Annotated in this window: 19 protein-coding genes; 10 read left to right on the top strand and 9 right to left on the bottom strand. The window is 64.2% G+C overall.

The window, feature by feature from the left end:
- Positions 1–94: 94 nt before the first annotated feature.
- Positions 95–2,110 (top strand): thioredoxin domain-containing protein, encoded by a 2,016-nt coding sequence (locus tag FJ425_RS19000; protein WP_140725344.1) that lies wholly within the window; start codon positions 95–97, stop codon positions 2,108–2,110.
- Between the two features lie 173 nt (positions 2,111–2,283).
- Here the strand turns inward: FJ425_RS19000 and rho are convergent, their stop codons facing one another.
- The 3 genes from rho to hemE form a co-directional block, all read right to left on the bottom strand.
- A complete protein-coding gene (rho, locus tag FJ425_RS18990) occupies positions 2,284–3,549 on the bottom strand; it encodes a transcription termination factor Rho (RefSeq protein WP_095769513.1) in 1,266 nt (421 codons plus the stop codon).
- Positions 3,550–3,728: 179 nt separating this feature from the next.
- Positions 3,729–4,283, bottom strand: coding sequence for a protoporphyrinogen oxidase HemJ (hemJ, locus tag FJ425_RS18985; protein WP_140725338.1), 555 nt, complete (start codon positions 4,281–4,283; stop codon positions 3,729–3,731).
- A complete protein-coding gene (gene hemE / locus FJ425_RS18980) occupies positions 4,280–5,308 on the bottom strand; it encodes a uroporphyrinogen decarboxylase (RefSeq protein WP_140725335.1) in 1,029 nt (342 codons plus the stop codon). Before hemE ends, hemJ begins: the two co-directional genes overlap by 4 nt.
- A 401-nt stretch (positions 5,309–5,709) precedes the next feature.
- Between hemE and FJ425_RS18975 the strand changes: the two genes are divergently transcribed.
- From FJ425_RS18975 to yihA, 7 genes are all read left to right on the top strand, one after another.
- Complete coding sequence (locus FJ425_RS18975; protein WP_140725332.1) at positions 5,710–6,531, top strand: pyruvate, water dikinase regulatory protein; 822 nt, start codon at positions 5,710–5,712, stop codon at positions 6,529–6,531.
- Positions 6,532–6,773: 242 nt separating this feature from the next.
- Positions 6,774–7,373: a Maf-like protein gene (locus FJ425_RS18970; protein WP_140725327.1), complete on the top strand. Its 600-nt coding sequence runs from the start codon at positions 6,774–6,776 to the stop codon at positions 7,371–7,373.
- Complete coding sequence (locus FJ425_RS18965) at positions 7,366–8,199, top strand: shikimate dehydrogenase (protein WP_140725323.1); 834 nt, start codon at positions 7,366–7,368, stop codon at positions 8,197–8,199. The genes FJ425_RS18970 and FJ425_RS18965 overlap by 8 nt, the downstream gene beginning before the upstream one ends.
- A complete protein-coding gene (coaE, locus tag FJ425_RS18960) occupies positions 8,199–8,804 on the top strand; it encodes a dephospho-CoA kinase (RefSeq protein WP_140725320.1) in 606 nt (201 codons plus the stop codon). Before FJ425_RS18965 ends, coaE begins: the two co-directional genes overlap by 1 nt.
- 182 nt (positions 8,805–8,986) lie before the next feature.
- Positions 8,987–9,691 (top strand): DNA polymerase III subunit epsilon, encoded by a 705-nt coding sequence (gene dnaQ / locus FJ425_RS18955; RefSeq protein ID WP_140546255.1) that lies wholly within the window; start codon positions 8,987–8,989, stop codon positions 9,689–9,691.
- A 223-nt stretch (positions 9,692–9,914) separates the two neighbouring features.
- Entirely contained in the window at positions 9,915–10,553 is a 639-nt protein-coding gene (locus tag FJ425_RS18950) for a CatB-related O-acetyltransferase (protein ID WP_140635831.1), read from the top strand.
- Between the two features lie 14 nt (positions 10,554–10,567).
- Positions 10,568–11,236, top strand: a complete 669-nt coding sequence (gene yihA, locus FJ425_RS18945) for a ribosome biogenesis GTP-binding protein YihA/YsxC (protein WP_140725317.1) — start codon at positions 10,568–10,570, stop codon at positions 11,234–11,236.
- 118 nt (positions 11,237–11,354) lie between these two features.
- Here the strand turns inward: yihA and FJ425_RS18940 are convergent, their stop codons facing one another.
- A complete protein-coding gene (locus tag FJ425_RS18940; protein ID WP_246677959.1) occupies positions 11,355–13,814 on the bottom strand; it encodes a DNA translocase FtsK in 2,460 nt (819 codons plus the stop codon).
- A gap of 230 nt (positions 13,815–14,044) precedes the next feature.
- A complete protein-coding gene (locus tag FJ425_RS18935) occupies positions 14,045–14,743 on the bottom strand; it encodes a TetR/AcrR family transcriptional regulator (protein WP_140635835.1) in 699 nt (232 codons plus the stop codon).
- A 132-nt stretch (positions 14,744–14,875) separates the two neighbouring features.
- Here FJ425_RS18935 and FJ425_RS18930 point away from each other — a divergent pair, with 132 nt between their 5' ends.
- Positions 14,876–16,069, top strand: coding sequence for an HlyD family secretion protein (locus FJ425_RS18930; RefSeq protein ID WP_140725314.1), 1,194 nt, complete (start codon positions 14,876–14,878; stop codon positions 16,067–16,069).
- 147 nt (positions 16,070–16,216) lie between these two features.
- Entirely contained in the window at positions 16,217–17,800 is a 1,584-nt protein-coding gene (locus tag FJ425_RS18925) for a DHA2 family efflux MFS transporter permease subunit (protein WP_246673606.1), read from the top strand.
- Positions 17,801–18,039: 239 nt separating this feature from the next.
- Here FJ425_RS18925 and msrB read toward each other — a convergent pair whose 3' ends face one another.
- The 4 genes from msrB to FJ425_RS18905 form a co-directional block, all read right to left on the bottom strand.
- On the bottom strand, positions 18,040–18,543 hold the full coding sequence (gene msrB, locus FJ425_RS18920; protein ID WP_071069177.1) for a peptide-methionine (R)-S-oxide reductase MsrB: 504 nt from the start codon (positions 18,541–18,543) through the stop codon (positions 18,040–18,042).
- 231 nt (positions 18,544–18,774) lie between these two features.
- Positions 18,775–19,332 (bottom strand): fasciclin domain-containing protein, encoded by a 558-nt coding sequence (locus tag FJ425_RS18915; protein WP_140635841.1) that lies wholly within the window; start codon positions 19,330–19,332, stop codon positions 18,775–18,777.
- A gap of 207 nt (positions 19,333–19,539) precedes the next feature.
- Positions 19,540–20,247, bottom strand: coding sequence for an anti-sigma factor (locus FJ425_RS18910; RefSeq protein ID WP_140725394.1), 708 nt, complete (start codon positions 20,245–20,247; stop codon positions 19,540–19,542).
- Positions 20,244–20,783 (bottom strand): sigma-70 family RNA polymerase sigma factor, encoded by a 540-nt coding sequence (locus tag FJ425_RS18905; protein WP_140725311.1) that lies wholly within the window; start codon positions 20,781–20,783, stop codon positions 20,244–20,246. Before FJ425_RS18905 ends, FJ425_RS18910 begins: the two co-directional genes overlap by 4 nt.
- Positions 20,784–20,845 lie beyond the last annotated feature (62 nt).

Raw genomic sequence — 20,845 nt, 5'->3', positions numbered from 1 at the left:
GATTGAAAGATAGAGCACGGCCGAAAGCCGCTTCACACTTTTCGGCATCATGCTCCAGCGTTGATGCATCAGACCCAAAAATGAGCCGCCCATCGTGACCTTACCCGCACGAAACCTGCTTGCCGAAGAGGCCAGCCCCTATCTGCAGCAGCACAGCGACAATCCTGTCCATTGGCGCGGCTGGTCGCCTGCGGCCCTTGCCGAAGCGAAGCAGCTCGGGCGGCCGATCCTGCTCTCCATCGGTTATGCCGCCTGCCACTGGTGCCATGTCATGGCCCACGAAAGTTTCGAGAACGACGCCGCGGCCGCCGTCATGAACCGGCTCTACGTGAATATCAAGGTCGATCGCGAAGAGCGGCCCGACATCGACCAGATCTATATGGCCGCGCTGCATGCCATGGGCGAGCAGGGCGGCTGGCCGCTCACCATGTTTCTGACGCCCGACGGCAAGCCTTTCTGGGGCGGTACCTATTTCCCGCGCGAGGCGCGTTACGGAAGGCCCGGCTTCATCCAGGTGCTGGAAGCGGTCGACAAGGCCTGGCGCGAGAAGCAGCAGAGCCTCGCCGAAAGCGCCGACGGGCTGACCGCCCATGTCGAGCAGCGGCTTGCCGGCGCGACGGGCAAGGCGGTGCTCGACCGCGGCACGCTGGCCGATCTCGCCACCCGCATCGGCGGCATGATCGACCGCGATCTCGGCGGCTTGAAGGGCGCGCCAAAATTCCCCAACGCGCCCTTCATGCACACGCTTTGGCTGTCCTGGCTGCGTGACGGCGAGGCCGCGCATCGCGACGCGGTGCTTGCCAGCCTCGAAAAAATGCTCGCCGGCGGCATCTACGATCATGTCGGCGGCGGTCTCAGCCGCTACTCGACCGACGCCGAATGGCTGGTGCCGCATTTCGAGAAGATGCTCTACGACAACGCCCAGCTCATCCGCCTGTGCAACTGGGCCCACGCGGCCACCGGCAACGGCTTGTTCGGGATACGAATCGAAGAGAGCGTCGGCTGGCTGCTGCGCGAGATGCTGGTCGAAGGCGGCGCCTTCGCCGCCAGCCTCGATGCCGACAGCGATGGCGAGGAGGGGCTTTTCTACACATGGAACCGCGACGAAGTCGAAGCCGCGCTCGGCGACGATACGTCGGCCTTCTTTCGGTATTTCGAGCTCGCCGCGCCGCATGGTTGGGAAGGCAAGCCGATCATTCGCCAGAGCGAGGCGCAGCAAGCTCAAGGCATCGCCGACTACGCGCAATTGGCAACTCTGAAGGCAAAACTGTTGGGCGTCCGCGAACGCCGCGTCAGGCCGGGCCGCGACGGCAAGGCGCTCACCGACTGGAACGGGCTGATGATCGCAGCGCTCGCCGAGGCGGGCCGCTCGCTTGGGCGGCGCGACTGGATTAACGCCGCCGCAAAAGCCTTCGGCCACATCGTCGAGGCGGGCCACGACGAACGGCTGCCGCATTCCATGCTAGGCGCGAAGAGGCTTTTCCCGGCGCTGTCGAGCGATTACGCCGCCATGACCAATGCCGCGATCGCGCTGTTCGAGGCGACCGGCGATCCCGCCTATTCCGATCGCGCCAAGCGCTTCATCGACGAGCTCGACCGCTGGCACCTGGATGAACAAAAGACCGGCTACTGGCTGACGGCGTCGGACAGCGGCGACGTTCCGATCCGCATCCGCGGTGATGTGGATGAAGCAATCCCGTCCGCCACCAGCCAGATCGTCGAGGCGCTGGTGCGGCTATCATCGCTCACCGGCGACCTCGCTCTCTGGGAAAAGGCGTGGTCGACCGCCGAGCATGCGATGGGCCGCGCCGCGCAGCAGGCCTACGGCCAAGCCGGCATCGTCAACGCATGTGCCCTGGCGCTCGAGCCGCTGAAGCTCGTCATTGTAGACAAGCTGGATTCACCAAGCCTCGTTCCGGTTGCGAATCGAAACCCGGACCCGCGCCGGGTCGACATTGTCGTTCCGGTCGGTTCGGAAGCGAATCGACCGTTATTGCCGGGCGGCGCGTTGCCGCCGACGGACAAGGCGGGCGCCTGGTTCTGCAGCGGGCGGGTGTGTCTACCGGTGGTGACGGATGCGGGTGAATTGGAGAAGCTGTTGCGGCGATAGCGCCTTTCCCCTTCTCCCCTTGTGGGAGAAGGTGTCGCCGAAGGCGACGGATGAGGGGTGCTCCAGGGAAAGCCAGCGTCTCATTCCGCTGGAACACCCCTCATCCGTCTCGGCGCTGCGCGCCGATCCACCTTCTCCCACAAGGGGAGAAGGAGGAAGGGCCTCAGCCCCAATCACGTATTCATCGAATCGAAGAAGTCCGCGTTGGTCTTGGTCTGCTTGAGCTTGTCGATGAGGAACTCGATCGCATCGGTCGTGCCCATCGGCGCGAGGATGCGGCGCAGCACGAAGATCTTCTGCAGGTCCGCGCGCGGCACAAGCAGGTCTTCCTTGCGGGTGCCGGACTTGAGGATGTCCATCGCCGGGTAGATGCGCTTGTCGGCCACCTTGCGGTCGAGCTGGATCTCGCAGTTGCCGGTGCCCTTGAACTCTTCGAAGATGACTTCGTCCATGCGGCTGCCCGTATCGATCAGCGCAGTCGCGATGATGGTCAGCGAGCCGCCTTCCTCGATGTTGCGGGCGGCGCCGAAGAAGCGCTTCGGGCGCTGCAGCGCGTTGGCATCGACACCGCCGGTCAGCACTTTGCCGGATGACGGCACCACGGTGTTGTAGGCGCGGCCGAGGCGCGTGATCGAATCGAGCAGGATGACGACGTCGCGGCCGTGTTCGACCAGGCGCTTGGCCTTCTCGATCACCATCTCGGCGACCTGCACGTGGCGCGCCGCCGGCTCGTCGAAGGTCGAGGAGATCACCTCGCCCTTCACCGAGCGCTGCATGTCGGTCACTTCCTCCGGACGCTCGTCGATCAGAAGCACGATCAGATAGCATTCCGGATGGTTGGCGGTGATCGAATGGGCGATGTTCTGCATCAGCACCGTCTTGCCGGTGCGTGGCTGCGCGTTGATCAGCGCGCGCTGTCCCTTGCCGATCGGCGCGACAAGGTCGATCACGCGCGGCGAGATGTCCTTGGAGGTCGAATTGTCGATCTCCATCTTCAGCCGCTTGGTCGGGTAGAGCGGCGTCAGATTGTCGAAATGGATCTTGTGCCGGATCTTCTCCGGGTCGTCGAAATTGATGGTGTTGACTTTCAGCAGCGCGAAATAGCGCTCGCCCTCTTTCGGGCTGCGGATCGGTCCTTCGACCGTATCGCCGGTCTTGAGCGAAAAGCGCCTTATTTGCGACGGCGAGATATAGATGTCGTCCGGACCCGGCAGGTAGTTTGCGTTGGCCGAGCGCAGGAAGCCGAAACCGTCCTGCAGCACCTCGACCACGCCTTCGCCGATGATCTCGACGTCCTGGGCGGCGAGCTTCTTCAGGATCGCGAACATCAGCTCCTGCTTGCGCATGACGCTGGCGTTCTCCACCTCGAGCGTCTCGGCATAAGCGATCAGCTCCGGCGGCTTCTTGTTCTTGAACTCTGCGAGTTTCATTTCTTGCATTAGATAGACTCTGGGTAGGCTTTGGAGAGGGAAATCGGCTGGATGCGACAAATGTCGGGCGCGGCCGAAAGCGAGTGAAAGGGGCGGCGCATGACGGGAAGGAAGACCCGTCTTGTATCGTCGCTCGACTGAAAGAGCAAGCCGCCTTTTGCGGGGCAGGGACCAGGTCCGGGAAAGCCTCAGAACGGCTTCACGATGACCAGGATGACGATGACGATCATCAGCAATGTGGGGATCTCATTGACGATCCGCCAGTGCCTCGCCGGCTTTTCGTTCTTGTCCTCGGCAAATTTCCTGACCGCGCCGGCGAGATAGCCATGCAGCCCCGACATAATGAGCACCAGCGCGATCTTGGCGTGCAGCCAGCCGCCCTGGAACCCAAAGCCTTTCCAGGCAAGCCAAAGCCCGAACACCCAGGTCGCGGTCATCGCCGGATTGATGATCCCCCGCAGCAGCCGGCGCTCCATCACCTTGAAGGTTTCGGACTGCACCGAGCCCCTTTCGGCATCGACGTGATAGACGAAGAGACGCGGCAGATAGAGCATGCCGGCCATCCAGGAAATGACCGCAATCACATGGATCGCCTTGGCCCACGGATAGAAGCTGTCGGGTGCCGCGAGATAAAGCAGCGCCGTCAGCACGACGAGCAGGGCAATGCCGATCGCCATGCGCTTCATCGCCTGGCCAGTGCTGTTCTCGCTGCTCGCACTGTTCTCTTTGCTTACATCCCTCATTGCCGGCTTCTCACCATTTTCACCATCGCCTCGACATGCGCCACCGGCGTCTCCGGCGTGATGCCGTGGCCGAGATTGAAGATCAGCGGCCCGCCACCCAAAGTCCTCAGGATTGCCTCGACGCCGTCAGAGAGCGCCTTGCCGCCGGCGACCAGGCGCAACGGATCGAGATTGCCTTGCACCGCTCCGTCGCGCTGCAGTTCCTTCGCCATCGACAGCGGCACGGTCCAGTCGAGACCGAGACCGGCAATGCCGGTCTTTCTCCTGTAGTCGCGGTAGCGTTCGCCTGCTCCCTTCGGAAAACCGATCACCGGCACGTCGGGGTGAACCGCCTTCACTTGGGCGACGATCTCGGCCACCGGCTCGACGCAGAAGGCCTCGAAGGACGGCTCGTCCAGCACACCCGACCACGAATCGAAAATCTGCACCGCATCGGCGCCGGCTTCGATCTGACGGATGAGATAGGCGGCCGAATGATCGGCCAATATCTTCAGAAGCCGCGCGAAGGCGACGGGCTCGCGATAGGCGAATAGCCGGGCAGGGCCCTGGTCGGGCGTGCCGTGGCCGGCGATCATATAGGTCGCCACCGTCCAGGGCGCGCCGCAGAAGCCGAGCAGCGTCGTCTCATCGGGCAGTTTCGCCCGCAGCCGGCGCACGGTCTCGTAGACCGGTTCGAGATTCACGTGAAACATGTCGCCGTTCAGCGCCGCAATCTCGGCCGCCGAGATCGGCTTCAGGACCGGTCCGCGGCCTTCTTCGAAGCGGACATCCCGCCCCAGGGCATTGGGCACCACGAGAATGTCGGAGAACAGGATCGAAGCGTCGAAGCCGAAGCGTTCGATCGGCTGCAGCGTCACCTCGACGGCGAGGTCCGGATCGTAGCAGAGATCGAGGAAGGATCCCGCCCGCTTCCTTGTCTCGCGATATTCGGGAAGATAGCGGCCTGCCTGGCGCATCATCCAGAGCGGCGGCGGCGAAACCGTCTCGCCCTTGAGGACGTCCAGCACGATCCGTTTCCCAGCCATCCAGGCTCGTCCTCTCCGCTTCTCTTAAATCAAATATCTATTTTAAAAGAGTCTTCTGATTCTAAGAGTCTGTTGGTTGTGATGGTTGCGACCTGTCCAGCCTCAGAGCCGAAAAGGCCAGTCAGCATATTGTCGCGTACTCGCTTTCGCAATTTGGAGGGCTCTGGGGACGAACCGGATTCCAGCTTTGGAGTCAAAAGCTTGGGATTTCCGTTCCGAGCTTCGCCCTGTGGACGAGATCGGCCAGGAAAAGTTGATCCCCGGTTTTGTCCCCAGCGCCGCGACAAAGCCTACAGCGGGTCGAATTGTGGACAAGCGGCCATCTGATACAGTCGCCTCCTTGCCCAAGGCTTGCCCATCCAGCCTTGTCCACAATTGCCCACAGCCTGGACCCATCCCCTGTGAACAAACCTCAGAGCTTCTTCCATCTGCATCTGATCTCCGACGCCACCGGCGAGACGCTGCTGGCGGCCGGCCGCGCGGCATCCGCGCAATACAAGGATGCGCGCGCCATCGAGCACATCTATCCGCTGATCCGCACCGAAAAGCAGATAGCCAAGGTCTTCGAGGACATCGAGGAGGAGCCCGGCATCATTCTCTATACGGTGGTCGACCAGAAGCTGGCGCGCTCGATCGACGAGCGCTGCGCGACGATGGGCCTGCCTTGCGTCTCGGTGCTGGAACCGGTGCTGACCGTCTTCCAGTCCTATCTCGGCACGCCGGCCGGTCGCCGCGTCGGCGCCCAGCACGTGCTCGACGCCGAATATTTCCGCCGCATCGATGCGCTGAACTTTACCATGGAGCATGACGACGGCCAGCTGCCGGCCAATATGGACGATGCCGACATCGTGCTGATCGGCATCTCGCGCACCTCGAAGACGCCGACCAGCATCTATCTCGCCAATCGCGGCATCAAGACCGCCAATATCCCGATCGTGCTCGGCGTGCCGCTGCCCGAAAGCCTGGTCGCCGCCAAGACGCCTTTGGTCGTCGGCCTGGTCGCCACGGCCGAGCGCATCTCGCATGTGAGGCAAAACCGCATCCTCGGCAACAGCGCCGCCTTCGTGCCGACCGATTATGTCGACCGCGCCGCGATCAACGAGGAACTCGCCTATGCCCGCCAGCTCTGCACGCGGCATGGCTGGCCTATGATCGACGTCAGCCGCCGCTCCATCGAGGAAACGGCGGCGGCCATCGTTGCCCTGCGGGGCAAGACGCGCTAGGGCAAGCGACATAAGTGAGCACTCCGTCCAGCACCCCTCATCCGACCGAGCTTCGCTCGGCCACCTTCTCCCACAAGGGGAGAAGGAAGAACGCGGCGCCAGCGTCCTGTGATTGCCGCTAGGCGGCGATTTGCGGTGACGTTGGACTTTCCTTCTCCCCTTGTGGGAGAAGGTGGATCGGCGCGATAGCGCCGAGACGGATGAGGGGTGCTGGACGGATCGCAACCGTTGGATGAACCATCATGCCTGAAAAGATCATCCTCGCCTCCGGCAGCCCATTCCGAAAAGCCATGCTCGCCAGCGCCGGCCTCGACATCGAGGCGGTGCCGGCAAATGTCGACGAGCGCGCGCTCGAGGCTCCGCTGAAGGACAGCGGTGTTTCACCGGAGGATGTCGCGTCGATCCTGGCCGAGGCCAAGGCGACCGAGGTCAGCGAGCGCAAGCCTGGCGCCCTGGTGCTCGGCTGCGACCAGACCCTGTCGCTGGGCGATGAGATTTTTCACAAGCCCGCCGACATGGAAGGCGCCCGCCGCCACCTCCTGGCCTTGTCCGGCAAGACGCATCAGTTGAACAGCGCCGCCGTGCTTTGCCGCGACGGCGAGGTGCTGTGGCGCCATGTCGGCGTCGCCAGCCTGACCATGCGCGAGCTCGACCCCGGCTTCATCGGCAGGCATCTGGCGCGCGTCGGCGCCAAGGCGCTCTCCAGTGTCGGCGCCTACCAGATCGAGGGCGAAGGCATTCAGCTGTTCGAGAAGATCGAGGGCGATTATTTCACCATCGTCGGCCTGCCGCTGCTGCCGCTGCTGAAAGAGCTGCGCGCATTGGGAGCCATCGATGGCTGAGAAAAAGGCCTTCGTCACGGGACATCCGATCGCACATTCGCGCTCGCCGAAGATCCACGGCTACTGGCTGGCGAAATACGGCATCCACGGCAGCTACCAGGCGATCGATGTCGCGCCGGCGGATTTCGCCGCCTTTCTCAAATCTCTCGGCGAGAACGGCTACCGCGGCGGCAACGTCACCATCCCGCACAAGGAGGCGGCCTTCGCCGGCGTGGCCCGACGCGACCATGCGGCCGATGAAATCGGCGCGGTCAACACGTTGTGGTTCGAGGATGGCCTTCTGTGGGGCGGCAACACCGACGGCTACGGTTTCGCCGCCAATCTCGACGAGCATGCGCCGGGCTGGGCGGTCAATGGGCCGGCCGTGGTTCTGGGTGCCGGCGGCGCCTCCCGCGCGGTCATCCACGCGCTGAAGGAGCGTGGCATCAAGGATATCCGCATCGTCAATCGGACGCTCGCGAGAGCCGAGGAACTCAGCCGCCATTTCGGCGCCGGAGTCTCGGCGCATGGCGCGGGCGCGCTCAGTGAGCTGATTGCCGATGCCGGCCTGCTCGTCAACACCACCTCGCTCGGCATGCATGGCAATGAGAGCTTGGCAGCCGATCCGGCCGGCTTGCCCGGCCACGCCATCGTCACCGACATTGTCTATGTGCCGTTGGAAACGCCTTTGCTTGCCGCCGCCAGGGCGCGCGGCCTGAAGACGGTCGACGGTCTCGGCATGCTGCTGCATCAGGCCGTGCCCGGTTTCGAACGCTGGTTCGGCAGGAAACCCGAAGTGACGCCCGAATTGCGGCGCATGATCGTCGCCGACATCGAGGGCCGTTGATGATCGTGCTCGGCCTCACCGGATCGATCGGCATGGGCAAGTCCACCACGGCGAAAATGTTCGCCGAGGCCGGCGTGCCGGTGCATGATTCCGACGAGACCGTGCATCGCCTTTATTCCGGCAAGGCAGCCCCTCTGGTCGAGGCGGCCTTTCCGGGCACGACGCAAGCGGGCGCGGTCGATCGGGCCAAGCTTGCAGAAAAGGTGCTCGCCGATCCGGCCGCGCTGAAGCGGCTCGAGGCAATCATTCACCCGCTGGTGCGCGCCGACGCCGACGCGTTTCTCGCAACGCATCGCGCCGCCGCCGCGCCGCTCGCCGTGCTCGACATCCCGCTGCTGTTCGAAACCGGCGGCCGCAGCCGCGTCGACAAGGTCGTGGTCGTCACCGCGTCGCCCGAAATCCAGCGCGCGCGCGTGCTTGCGAGGCCGGGCATGAGCGAGGAGAAGTTTTCATCCATCCTCGCCAGGCAGGTGCCCGACGCCGAAAAGCGTCGCCAGGCCGATTTCATCATCGACACCGGCCATGGCTTCGACGCCGCGCGAAAGGCGGTCGAGGCGATCGTCGCCGAACTCTCAGGGGAAAAGTCCGACAAAGCCGGCTCCTGACATACAGCGCCGCGCGTCCGTTCGAACGCGCAAAGGACGCTGTAACGCTTTGATTTTGCGCATGATCATTTTCCGAAAATCGATTCCGATTTTCGCAGGTCATGCGTTAGGCCGTCACCAGTCCCCATTGCCATTTTGTTCCGGTGTATGATTCTGCTCGTTTGGGAAGCGAACTGATTCGAATGCGTGAGATCATCTTCGATACGGAAACCACCGGCCTCGATTTGCGCGACGACCGCATCATCGAGCTTGGCGGCGTCGAGCTGGTCAACCGCTTCCCGACCGGCCGCACCTTCCACAAATTCATCAATCCGCAGGGGCGCGCAATCCATGCCGAGGCGCAGGCCGTGCACGGCATCAGCGCCGCCGACCTGGTCGGCAAGCCGACCTTCGCCGAAATCGCGCAGGAATGGCTGGACTTCACCGACGGCGCCCGGCTGATCGCCCACAACGCCACTTTCGATATCGGCTTCCTCAACCTCGAATTCAGCCGGCTCGAGCAAGCAGCCATCGATCCCGGCCGCGTGGTCGACACGCTGGCGCTGGCGCGCCGCAAGCATCCGATGGGACCGAACTCGCTCGACGCGCTCTGCCGGCGCTACGGCATCGACAACACCCGCCGCACCAAGCACGGCGCGCTGCTCGACTCCGAATTGCTGGCCGAGGTCTATATCGAGCTCATCGGCGGCAAGCAGGCGGCGCTGGTGCTGGAGTCCGTGGCGGTCCACATGAACGGCGCCGGCGAGGTGGCCGATATCGACATCTCGATCGGCGCGAGACCGATCGCCCTGCCGCCGCGGCTCAGTGAAACGGATCGGGCGGCGCATGCCGGGCTGGTCGCGACGCTCGGCGAAAAGGCGCTGTGGCTGAAAGTGGCGGTGGGTTGAGGGCGCTATTGGCGCTGACGTTGGAGATCGGCCAAAACCTCCGTGACGTCGTCATACTCGGGCTTGTGTTGGCCTTCGCCGATAAACCCATATGCGATTGCCCTGCTTCCAACCTGTTCGCGATCTGTCGCGGCAAGCCATTGAACGGTTGGTGCTGTCGAAGGATCGCGTTAGTTTGATCGCGCGCGCCGACCGCGCCCAAACCCGCCTGCAAAGGACCGCGATGACCGGACCCAATCCCAACGTCAAGCATCCGATTGCGATGCATCCGCGCGTCGGTTTCCTGAAGGGATTGGTGACGTCGCCCAACATCGAGATCGGCGACTTCACCTACTATGACGACCCCGACGGTCCCGACAAATTCGCCGAGAAATGCGTGCTGCATCACTACGACTTCATCGGCGACAAGCTGATCATCGGCAAGTTCTGCGCCATCGCCGAAGGCGCGCGTTTTATCATGAACGGCGCCAACCACGCCATGTCGGGCTTCTCGACCTATCCGTTCAACATCTTCGGCCATGGCTGGGAGGAAGGCTTTGACCCGCAGACCTGGTCGAAGGAGATCCGCGGCGACACCACGATCCGCAATGACGTGTGGATCGGCATGGATGCGGTGATCATGCCGGGCGTGACGGTGGGCGACGGCGCCATTGTCGCCGCGAAATCGGTTGTCACGCACGACGTGCCGCCTTATGCGATCGTGGCCGGCAATGCGGCCAGGGTGGTGAAGATGCGCTTCGACGAATTCACGGTGCGGCGGCTGCTCAAGGCGGCCTGGTGGGACTGGCCGGTCGACAAGATCAGCCGCAACCTCAACGCCATTCGCGGCGCCGACATTTCAAGGCTGGAGGCAGCGGTTTGAACGCGCCCGAAAAAATGACAAACGACAAGACCCCGAACCAAACGGCGATCAGCCCGGAGCTGTTCACCCGTGGCTGGGTCTTCATCCGCGGCGTGCCGTCGATGAAGTTCCTGCCGCCGGAAGGCCCGCCGGAGATCGCCTTCGCCGGTCGTTCCAATGTCGGCAAATCGTCGCTGATCAACGCGCTGGTCGGGCACAAGGGCCTGGCGCGCACCTCGAACACGCCGGGGCGCACGCAGGAGCTCAATTATTTCGTGCCCGACGGCTTTTCCGGCGAGGGCGCCGACCTGCCGCCGATGGCGTTGGTCGACATGCCGGGCTACGGCTATGCCAGCGCGCCGAAGGACAAGGTCGATGAGTGGACCAAGCTGATCTACGAATATCTGCAGGGCCGCGTGACGCTGAAGCGCGTCTATGTGCTGATCGACGCGCGCCACGGCATCAAGGCCAAGGACGAGGAAGTGCTGACCCTGCTCGACAAGGCGGCAGTGTCCTACCAGGTGGTGCTGACCAAGACCGACAAGATCAAGGCCGCCGGCGTGCCGAGGCTGGTCGAGGAGACGCTGGCCAAGATCAAGAAGCGGCCGGCGGCGTTTCCACTGGTGCTGGCCACCTCGTCGGAAAAAGCCGAGGGCTTGGACGAGCTGCGTGCCGCCATCGCTTTGGTGGCGAACGGCGGCTGACGCCGTTATTGCCGTTGAGCGAGCCTGCCGCGTAGGCACTCCCCCCCACCCAGCCTCCGCTTGGCTCGGCCTGCCTCCCCCGAGGGGAGAGGATATGGCCGGCGCTGGCGCGCCTCGCTCAATCCATCTCGTCGCGTTCCGGCTCGCGATCGCGCCGGCCGCTGAGGATCTCGCGCTTGCCGACATGGTTGGGGGCGCCGACCAGGCCTTCCTTTTCCATGCGCTCGACCAATGAGGCGGCGCGGTTGTAGCCGACGCCGAGGCGGCGCTGGATGTAGGAGGTCGAGCACTTCTTGTCGCGCTTGACCACTTTGACGGCTTCCTCATAGAGCGCGTCGCCATCCTCCTCGGCCATCGCGCTTTTATCGAAGACCGGGCCGGTGTCGGCTGCTTCCTGTTCCTCTTCCTCGTCGGCGGTGACGGTGTCGAGATATTCGGGACGTCCCTGCGCTTTCAGATGCGCCACGACATGCTCGACCTCGACATCGGAAACGAAGGGGCCGTGCACGCGCGAAATGCGCCCGCCGCCGGCCATGTGCAGCATGTCGCCCTGGCCAAGCAACTGCTCGGCGCCCTGCTCGCCGAGGATGGTGCGGCTGTCGATCTTCGACGTCACCTGGAAGGAGATGCGGGTGGGGAAATTGGCCTTGATCGTGCCGGTGATGACGTCGACGGACGGGCGTTGCGTCGCCATGATCAGATGGATTCCGGCGGCGCGCGCCATCTGCGCCAGCCGCTGGATGGCGCCTTCGATCTCCTTGCCGGCCACCATCATCAGGTCGGCCATCTCGTCGACGATGATGACGATATAGGGCATGGGCGCGAGGTCGATCGCGCGCTCCTCGAACAGCGGCTCGCCCGTGCCTCTCTCGAAGCCGGCCTGCACCTGCATGGTCACGACCTCGCCTTTGTCGCGGGCGCCGGCCGCGCGCTGGTTGTAGCCGTCGATGTTGCGCACGCCGAGGCGCGCCATCTTGCGATAGCGGTCTTCCATCTCGCGCACCGCCCATTTCAGCGCCGTGACGGCCTTCTTCGGATCGGTGACGACCGGCGTCAAAAGATGCGGGATGCCGTCATAGACGGAGAGCTCCAGCATCTTGGGGTCGACCATGATGAGACGGCATTCCTGCGGTTTCATCCTGAAGAGCAGCGACAGGATCATGGTGTTGATGGCGACCGACTTGCCGGAGCCGGTGGTGCCCGCCACCAGGAGATGCGGCATCTTGGCGAGCTCGGCGATGACCGGCTCGCCGCCGATGGTCTTGCCGAGGCCGAGCGCCAGCTTGCAGGAGGTGTTGCGGAAGCCGGCCGAGCCGATCAGCTCGCGGAAATAGACCGTCTCCCGCGTCTCGTTGGGCAGCTCGATGCCGATGACATTGCGGCCCGGCACCACGGCCACACGCGCCGAGACGGCCGACATGGAGCGGGCGATATCGTCGGCGAGCCCGATGACGCGGCTGGATTTCACGCCCGGCGCCGGCTCGAACTCGTAGAGCGTGACGACCGGCCCCGGCCGGACATGGATGATCTCGCCCTTGACGCCGAAATCCTCCAGCACGCTTTCGAGCAGGTCGGCATTCTGCTCCATCCGCTCCTGCGACATGTAGAAGCCTTGGCCCTCGGGCGGCATCTGCAGAAGCTCTTCCGAAGGAAGCTCGTAGCCGGCGGACTCTGGCAGCGGCACGACTTCGCCGGCCATGGGCAACGATGATACCTGCCTGGCTTTCCTTGCGCTTACCGGGGCGGAGATCGGCATGGGCTTGGCAGGCGCCGGTTGGGCGGCCGCCGGAGCCGGCACGGGCGCCAAGATCGGACTTGCCTCAACCGCGTTGGAGCGCCATTCGATGACCCGGTAAAATGACGTCGCTTCGCCCAGGAAGGCGGCACGGGGCTGGACCGGTTGCGCGGCCGGACGTTGCGCCGGCATCGGCCGCATCAGTGGCTTCGCCGGAACGGCAGGCGCCTGCGCGGCCTCAGTCAGACGCGCCCGCGCCAGGCGCTCGGCCAGGAAGGGCATGCCGAACTCGAAAAAGGCATGATCGGAAAGATAGGACCAGCGCAGTCCGCTCGGGCGCGGTTTTGGCGTCGCAGCAGCGGCAGCCTGGCTCGGCGCGGTCGGAGAGCTCGGGACGGCGGCTGGGGCAACAGTGGCTGGTGCGCGGACCGGCTGGGTTTGCATCGGCGCCGTGGCGGGAGCGGCCGAACTTTTCCGGACCGGAGCGGCTGGCGGCGGAGCCGGCGGCGCAGGCCGTACGGGCTCGCGCGCGGTAGTCTTGGCCGGCGCATCCTCCGGCGGGGCGGCCCGCCTGGCGAGGTCGGTGTCCGGCGTGCGCGTGAAACGCACATTGGGCGCAAGGAAGAAATAGTTCTGCCAGGCGGGGAGGCCGAAATCGTCGCCGGCCGATTCGGACGATGCGTTACGAGCTGCGCTCGATTCGGCCCCGGGCAGGACTCGCAGCGGCACGACCTGCCCTGCTTGCGGGACCGCGCCATGGCGCCCGGTTTCCCGCGGATTGCGATGTTCGTCGTCGCTGTTGTGGGCTGAGGCGCCGGGATGAGTGGCACGGGGGAAACGCATGGATGTCATACTCGAGACTCGCCGATTGAACGTCTCCCGAGACATAGGAAGCGATGGTTAACAGGTCCTTCCGAAAGCGCCTGCCGGACGATGCCGATCGATATTTTGAGAGGGGGGTCTTCAGGCCGGTCTTCGCGGCCGAGGCAGACCGCGCCGATGGACTTCGCAAAGACGCCTCGCGACCCCTTCAGCTTCGCCCTTTGCGCTCCGGGATCCGCATGCCCGAACGGTCAGGCCGATTGCAGCGCCCTTTCCTCGGCGAGGAATTTTTCCGTGCCGTAGGCCTTGAGGAAGACATCGACACCGGAGGTCACGATGTGCTCGATCTCCGCCTGGCTCGGCGCCTTGGTGCGGTAGGAAAAGATGCACTGCCGGAACAGGCCGGCGAGACAGAGCTCGGTGAACTGATAGGCGGCAAGGTCGACATCGTCGATCTTGAGCAGGCCGCGTTCGACGGCTTCATTGAGGAAGGCCATGACCCTGTCGTGGCCGCGCTTCGGGCCGCGCTCGTAAAACCGCGCGCCGAGCTCGGGTATCCTGTCGGACGCCCCGACCACCGTGCGCTGGGCCTGGATGACCTTGGCCGAGGTGATCTTGACGGAAAGCACGGTGCCAAATTTCACCAGCGTCTTGCGCAGGTCGTCGAAATGGTCGAGCACCTCATACATGTTCTTGAAGATGGTGCCGCGCTCTTCCTCAATCAGAGCCTCGAACAGCTCTTCCTTGTTCTCGAAATAGACGTAGATCGTGCCTTTGGAGACGCCGGCCTCGCGCGTGATGTCGTTCATCGAGGCCGCTTCAAAACCCTTATCTATAAAGACGCGGCGGGCGCCCTCGATGATCTGGGCCCGTTTTACGGGATCCTGCCCGGCCGCCGGGCGGCCCTTGCGTAAGTCGAGCAGATCGCTATCGGCTGTCGTGTCGACCATGGAAGTCGTTCCTTGAAAAATATTTCGAACCGCTCGGTTCGATTTCCTCTTGATATGGTCCTCTTTCCGCGCTATGTCAATCTCCAATTCGAACCGAACGGTTCAGTCTGACTGACATCCAGAGAGATCGCTATGTCCTCGAACGCGCCCGCCACCGCCGAAGTCCGCTCTTTTCCCAACGCCAAGGTCCAGCCTTCGACCGAAGCGCCGGAAGTTCCTGTCCAGCCCGCCGCTCCCGTTGCGACGCCGGCGGCTGAAGCACCCGCCAAGAAGAAGCGCTCTGTCCGCTCTTTCCTGTTACCGATCATCGGGCTTGCCCTGCTCGGCGCCGGTTCCTGGTATGGGTATAACTATTGGACCGACGGCCGGTTCATGATCTCCACCGACGACGCCTATGTCCAGGCCGATATGTCGTTCGTCTCGCCGAAAATATCCGGTTATATCGACAAGGTGCTGGTGAGCGAGAATCAGCGGGTGAAGGCCGGCGATCCGCTGTTCGTCATCGACAATGGCGACTACAAGATCGCCGTCGCCCAGGCCGAGGCGCAGATCGCCACCTTGGCGAAGACGCTCGACCGCATCGACGCCCAGACCAAGGCGGCCCAGGCCTCGCTGTCGCAGGCCCAGGCGCAGAAGGTCGCGGACCAGGCCGCTGCCGACAATGCGGCGCGCGCCCAGGTGCGGGCGGCGCAACTCGTCAAGACCCATGTCGGCACGCAGGCCCAGCTCGACGACGCCCAGACCGCGCTCGACCAGGCCAAGGCGGCGCTTGTCGGCGCCGATGCGCAGATCGCCGCGGCGCAAGCCAATATCGGCGTTCTGGAAGCCCAGCGCGCGGAGCAGGCCTCGACGCTCGCGTCGCTGCAGCTCACCCGCGACAAGGCCCAGCGCGACCTGTCCTTCACCGTGCTGAAGGCGCCCTATGACGGCGTCGTCGGCAATCGCTCGGTCGAGCAGGGCGATCTCGTCAGCCCCGGCCAGAAGCTCGCCGTCGTCGTGCCGATGGACAAGCTCTACATCGTCGGCAACTTCAAGGAGACGCAGCTCGGCCGGATGGTGCCCGGCGAGAAGGTCCGCATCACAGTCGACGCCATTGACGGCCAGACCTTCGAAGGCACGGTTTCCTCACTGGCGCCGGCTTCGGGCGCGGTGTTCTCGCTGCTGCCGCCGGAAAACGCCACCGGCAACTTCACCAAGGTGGTGCAGCGCGTGCCCGTGCGCATCGACGTGCCGGCCGACGTGCTGAAGGCCGGCAAGCTGCGCGCCGGGCTGAGCGTCGTCGTCGCGGTCGACAGCCGCACCGCGCCGGCCTCGACGACCAACTGATTGGGGGGCGGCCTGGCGGCCGATTGAGCGCCGGGCCGTCCAGCCTGCCTTATCGTTTTCGACGCAGTCCGGGACCGCCACGCGCTCGTCCCAGGAATTGCCCAGGGAGGCCATGACATGGCAACCGCAACCATCACCGCAGGATCAATGCCCGGACGTCCGGTCGCCGCCGCGCCGGCCCTGCCCGCGGACCATATGCCGGTGCGCCGCGTCGTCGCCTTCCTGGCGATGGTGTTCGGCATGTTCATGGCGATCCTCGACATCCAGATCGTCTCGGCCTCGCTCTCGGAAATCCAGGCGGGCCTGAGCGCCAGCTCCGACGAGATCCCGTGGGTGCAGACCGCCTACCTGATCGCCGAGGTGGTGATGATCCCGCTGTCCGGCTTTCTCAGCCGCATGCTGTCGACGCGCGTGCTGTTCACCACCGCGGCGGCCGGCTTCACCGCGGCCAGCGCGCTCGCCGCCACCGCCACCAATATCGACCAGATGATCGTCTACCGCGCCATCCAGGGCTTTATCGGCGGCGGTATGATCCCCAGCGTCTTCGCGGCCGCCTTCACCATCTTTCCGCCCTCCAAGCGCGCCATCGTCTCGCCGATGATCGGCCTGGTGGCGACGCTGGCGCCGACGATCGGCCCGACGGTGGGCGGCTATATCAGCCACGCCATGTCCTGGCACTGGCTGTTCCTGATCAATGTCGTGCCCGGCATCCTGGTGGCGACGGCAGCCTGGTCGCTGATCGACTTCGACAAGCCCAACCTGAAACTGTTCTCGAAGTTCGACTGGTGGGGCCTGATCGGCATGGCCGCTTTCCTCGGCTGCATGGAATATGTGCTGGAGGAAGGCCCGAACCACGACTGGCTGCAGGAGCCGGCGGTGTTCGCCTGCGCCATCATCATGACCATCGGCGGCGTCATCTTCTTCTGGCGCGTCTTCACCGCCGAGGAGCCGATCGTCGACCTCAGGGCCTTCAGCAACATCAACTTCGCCTTCGGCTCGCTGTTCTCCTTCGTCGTCGGCATCGGCCTCTACGGGCTCACCTATCTCTATCCGGTGTTCCTGGGGCGTATCCGCGGCTACGATTCGATGATGATCGGTGAGGCGCTGTTCGTCAGCGGCCTGGCGATGTTCTTCACCGCGCCCGTTGCCGGCATCCTGTCGAACAAGATCGACCTCAGGCTGATGATGATGATCGGCTTCGTCGGCTTCGCCACCGGCACCTGGTGGATGACGCATCTTACCGCCGACTGGGATTTCTATGAGCTGTTGATCCCGCAGATCCTGCGCGGCTGCTCGATGATGTTGTGCATGGTGCCGATCAACAACATCGCGCTCGGCACGCTGCCGCCGGAAAGGCTGAAGAACGCGTCGGGCCTGTTCAACCTGACCCGCAACCTCGGCGGCGCCGTCGGCCTCGCGGTGATCAACACGGTGCTGATCGACCGCAACGCCTTCCACTATGCGCGGCTCTCCGAGCATGTGCAGTGGGGCAGCGAGACCGCGCAGACCAGGCTGCAGAACATGACGCAGAATTTCGAGCAGACCGCCGGTCTCGACGCAGCAAGCGCTGCGATCTCGAAGCTGTCCGGCATGGTGCACCAGCAGGCGGCGCTTTTGTCCTTCATGGACGTGTTCGTGATGCTGACGGTGCTGTTCGCCTCGCTCGGATTTTTCGTGCTGTTCATCAACAAGCCGGCCCCGCAGGGCGGCGGTGGCGGCGGAGGCCATTGAGGAGCCGGAACCCCCGCCTGGCGTCCTCAACGCGTGACCCCGGAAATCGGTGACGATTTCCGGGGTCATTCTCTTTGGAGAGATTGAAAGCGACTGCAAGGTGGGTTGAGATTCAGGTCAGGCCGAGTCGAAAATGGTGGGTTCCGAGAACCGGAGCGGAGCGTACTTAACGTACGTGAGCACCGGAAGCGCAGGAAACCGCCATTTGCAGGCCGGCCTCACCTGAACATCAACCCACCTCAGGCTGAAGCCGGCTTGAAGCTTAGCGCCACGCCGTTGATGCAGTGGCGCAGGCCGGTGGGCGGCGGGCCGTCGTCGAAGACATGACCGAGATGGCCTCCGCAGCGCCGGCAGTGGACCTCGGTGCGGGTCATGCCGAGAGAATTGTCCACGGTCTTGCCGATGGAATTGGCGATCTCCTGGTAGAAGCTCGGCCAGCCGGTGCCGGAATCGAATTTCGTCTCGGACGAATAGACCGGCAGGTCGCAGCCGGCACAGGCGAAGATGCCCTTGCGATGCTCGTTGAGCAGCGGGCTGGTACCTGGATATTCGGTGCCTTGCTTGCGCAGCACGTCGAAGGCCTCGTCCGACAGAATGGCGTGCCATTCGGCATCGGTCTTGGTGACTTCGAACGTCTCGGCGGCGAGAGCGGGTTTCGGTCCGCCGGCACGCAGCATCGCTGCGGATCCGACGATGAGAGCGGTGGCGGCGGCCCCGCTCCAGAGAAAATCGCGACGGTTCATGGCCGTTCCTCCTGACGCATTTTGCCAAGATAGAGCCCGGGCCGGAAATCAAAAGCCGGTGACGCCCCATCTCCTCGTTCGAGCAATTCCGGACAGAACCTTCCTGGAACGTTCCGGATGCTGCTCCGCGCCGCCCTTGCGGGATGGTGCGGAGCAATCCTTGCCGGCGGCGCGGATCTTGGATGTCGCGGCCGGCGCTCAGCCATGTCTTCGCCGGCCGGGTCCGCTTTGTTACATCTTCGGCAAGAGAACCTTGTCGATGACGTGGATGACGCCGTTCGACTGGCGGACATCGGCGATGGTGACATGGGCGACATTGCCGTTCTCGTCGGTGACGGTGACCTTGCCCTTCTCCGCCTTCAGCGTCAGCTCGCAACCGCCGACGGTCTTGACCTGATGGGCGCCGCCATCGGCCTTGGCCATCTTGGCGACGTCGGCCGCCAGCGCCTTGGCGGCGACGACGTGGCAGGTCAGCACCTTGGTCAGCTTGTCCTTGTTCTCGGGCTTGAGCAGCGTGTCGACCGTGCCGGCGGGCAGCGCCGCAAAGGCCTCGTTGGTCGGCGCGAAGACGGTGAACGGACCGGCGCCCTGCAGCGTGTCGACCAGGCCGGCGGCCTTGACGGCGGCGACCAGCGTGGTGTGGTCCTTCGAATTGACGGCGTTCTCAATGATGTTCTTCTTGGCATACATCGGCGCGCCGCCGACCATCGGATTGGCAGCGTAGGCAACGGCGCCGAGCGCCGAAAGGCCAAGTGTAGAGGCAAGCAAAAGGGTGGCGAGCTTACGCATGGTGTCAGTCTCCTCGGGTTGTTTCTTCCCATCCTTGGGAACGCGAGGAGATACGAGTCCGAAAAACGTTAGTTTCATGAAGGGCGCGCGATTTTTTATTCCAGTGCTTTATTGCGTCTGCGTCGCCGATGGCGACAGAGAACTTGTCTCGCCTGGCAAAGGCAGGATATAGACTTCAGTTAGTCTTCGATAACCGGCTGACCAGGGTCAGATGCCCTTCAGGTCACCCGCGGCGACGACCGGACCGGTCGGCTGGCCGGTCGGCGAACCGCCAGAGGGCTCGAGGCTGACGGCGAGCACGGCGCCTTGCGCCAGCTTCTGCTGGACGGCGGGCGTCACCGCCATGCGCGCGGTCGGCCCGGCGGGGATGACGCCCATCGAAACCGGCGCGTTCTTGCCCTCGATCATCCACAGCTCGAAGTCCTTGCCGGCGCCGCGGTCGCCGGAGACCAGCGACAGGCCGACCTCATGGCGGGTGGCGTCATAGACGGCAAGATATTTGACGTTGCTGTTGTCGGCGGCCAGAGAGGCGACCAGCCTGGTCTCGGGCGGCTTGACCGGCGGGTTGACGTAAGGCAGGGCGACATAGACGGCCAAAGCGGCGATGGCCGCTGCGGCGAGGCCGCGCCAGAAGACAAGGCTCGCCCACAGGCCGCCGCTGGACGCGGACGAAGCGAACAGGCGGCGGTCGATTGCCACTTTCACCGAATCCGGCGGCTCGACCGCGGCATAGGCGGCGGCCATGGGCGCGAAATGGGCTTCCCAGGCATCGACCAGGCGGGCGAACGCCGTCTCGGCATCGATGCGACGGGAAGCGATCTGGCGCTCGTCGGCTGCCAGAACGCCGAGAACGTACTCGGCGGCGAGCAGATCGTCGCCTCCACGTTCCGGTCCGTTGTCCTCTGCCAGCGTCATCTTTCCAGGCATTCTCTCAGTTTCAGCAGGCTTCGCCGCAGCCAGGTCCGCATCGTGTTCAGCGGAACCTTGAAGCGCTCCGCCAGCTCGGCATAGCTTTCGCCGCCCAGATAGGCGCCCCGGACGGCCGCCGCCCGGTCTTGTTCCAGTTCGTCGAGGCAATGGTAGATGCGTTCGGCCTCGCCGCCCGCCACAGCCATGGCCTCGGGTCCCGGCGCCGGATCGGCGACGTCGAGGGCCATATCGATGTTGGCGGAAGGACTGCGCCGCGACCGGATGCGATCGATCGCATGGTTGCGCGCGACGGCCACCAGCCAGGAAATCGGGCTCAGATCGGAAACCGCGAACCGATCTGCCTTCGTCCAGATTTTGACGAAGACCTCCTGCAGCGCTTCTTCCGCATCCCCCCTGTCCCGCAATACACGAAGGCAGACACCGAAAAGTTTCGCGCTGGTCTGCTTGTAGAGCAGATCGAACGCCGCCCGGTCCTTCATCGAAGTCCGGACGATCAGCTTGCTGATGTCCTGAGGCCCCATGCAGGCAAATTAGAAGATTGCGATTTAATTGCAACGGCGGCGGAAGCGTTGTCCACCAGCGG

Source organism: Mesorhizobium sp. B2-7-2, from assembly GCF_006440775.1.
Classification (GTDB): domain Bacteria; phylum Pseudomonadota; class Alphaproteobacteria; order Rhizobiales; family Rhizobiaceae; genus Mesorhizobium.
Note: the sequence above shows the minus strand (reverse complement) of the source record. Positions and strands in the feature narration are given on the sequence as shown.

Excerpts from the sequence above, each read along its gene's own strand:
- rho (WP_095769513.1), bottom strand. The coding sequence starts at position 3,549 with ATGCAAGAAATGAAACTCGCAGAGTTCAAGAACAAGAAGCCGCCGGAG.
- hemJ (WP_140725338.1), bottom strand. The coding sequence starts at position 4,283 with ATGAGGGATGTAAGCAAAGAGAACAGTGCGAGCAGCGAGAACAGCACT.
- hemE (WP_140725335.1), bottom strand. The coding sequence starts at position 5,308 with ATGGCTGGGAAACGGATCGTGCTGGACGTCCTCAAGGGCGAGACGGTT.
- FJ425_RS18970 (WP_140725327.1), top strand. The coding sequence starts at position 6,774 with ATGCCTGAAAAGATCATCCTCGCCTCCGGCAGCCCATTCCGAAAAGCC.
- FJ425_RS18965 (WP_140725323.1), top strand. The coding sequence starts at position 7,366 with ATGGCTGAGAAAAAGGCCTTCGTCACGGGACATCCGATCGCACATTCG.
- coaE (WP_140725320.1), top strand. The coding sequence starts at position 8,199 with ATGATCGTGCTCGGCCTCACCGGATCGATCGGCATGGGCAAGTCCACC.
- dnaQ (WP_140546255.1), top strand. The coding sequence starts at position 8,987 with ATGCGTGAGATCATCTTCGATACGGAAACCACCGGCCTCGATTTGCGC.
- FJ425_RS18950 (WP_140635831.1), top strand. The coding sequence starts at position 9,915 with ATGACCGGACCCAATCCCAACGTCAAGCATCCGATTGCGATGCATCCG.
- yihA (WP_140725317.1), top strand. The coding sequence starts at position 10,568 with ATGACAAACGACAAGACCCCGAACCAAACGGCGATCAGCCCGGAGCTG.
- FJ425_RS18940 (WP_246677959.1), bottom strand. The coding sequence starts at position 13,814 with ATGCGTTTCCCCCGTGCCACTCATCCCGGCGCCTCAGCCCACAACAGC.
- FJ425_RS18935 (WP_140635835.1), bottom strand. The coding sequence starts at position 14,743 with ATGGTCGACACGACAGCCGATAGCGATCTGCTCGACTTACGCAAGGGC.
- FJ425_RS18930 (WP_140725314.1), top strand. The coding sequence starts at position 14,876 with ATGTCCTCGAACGCGCCCGCCACCGCCGAAGTCCGCTCTTTTCCCAAC.
- FJ425_RS18925 (WP_246673606.1), top strand. The coding sequence starts at position 16,217 with ATGCCCGGACGTCCGGTCGCCGCCGCGCCGGCCCTGCCCGCGGACCAT.
- msrB (WP_071069177.1), bottom strand. The coding sequence starts at position 18,543 with ATGAACCGTCGCGATTTTCTCTGGAGCGGGGCCGCCGCCACCGCTCTC.
- FJ425_RS18915 (WP_140635841.1), bottom strand. The coding sequence starts at position 19,332 with ATGCGTAAGCTCGCCACCCTTTTGCTTGCCTCTACACTTGGCCTTTCG.
- FJ425_RS18910 (WP_140725394.1), bottom strand. The coding sequence starts at position 20,247 with ATGACGCTGGCAGAGGACAACGGACCGGAACGTGGAGGCGACGATCTG.
- FJ425_RS18905 (WP_140725311.1), bottom strand. The coding sequence starts at position 20,783 with ATGGGGCCTCAGGACATCAGCAAGCTGATCGTCCGGACTTCGATGAAG.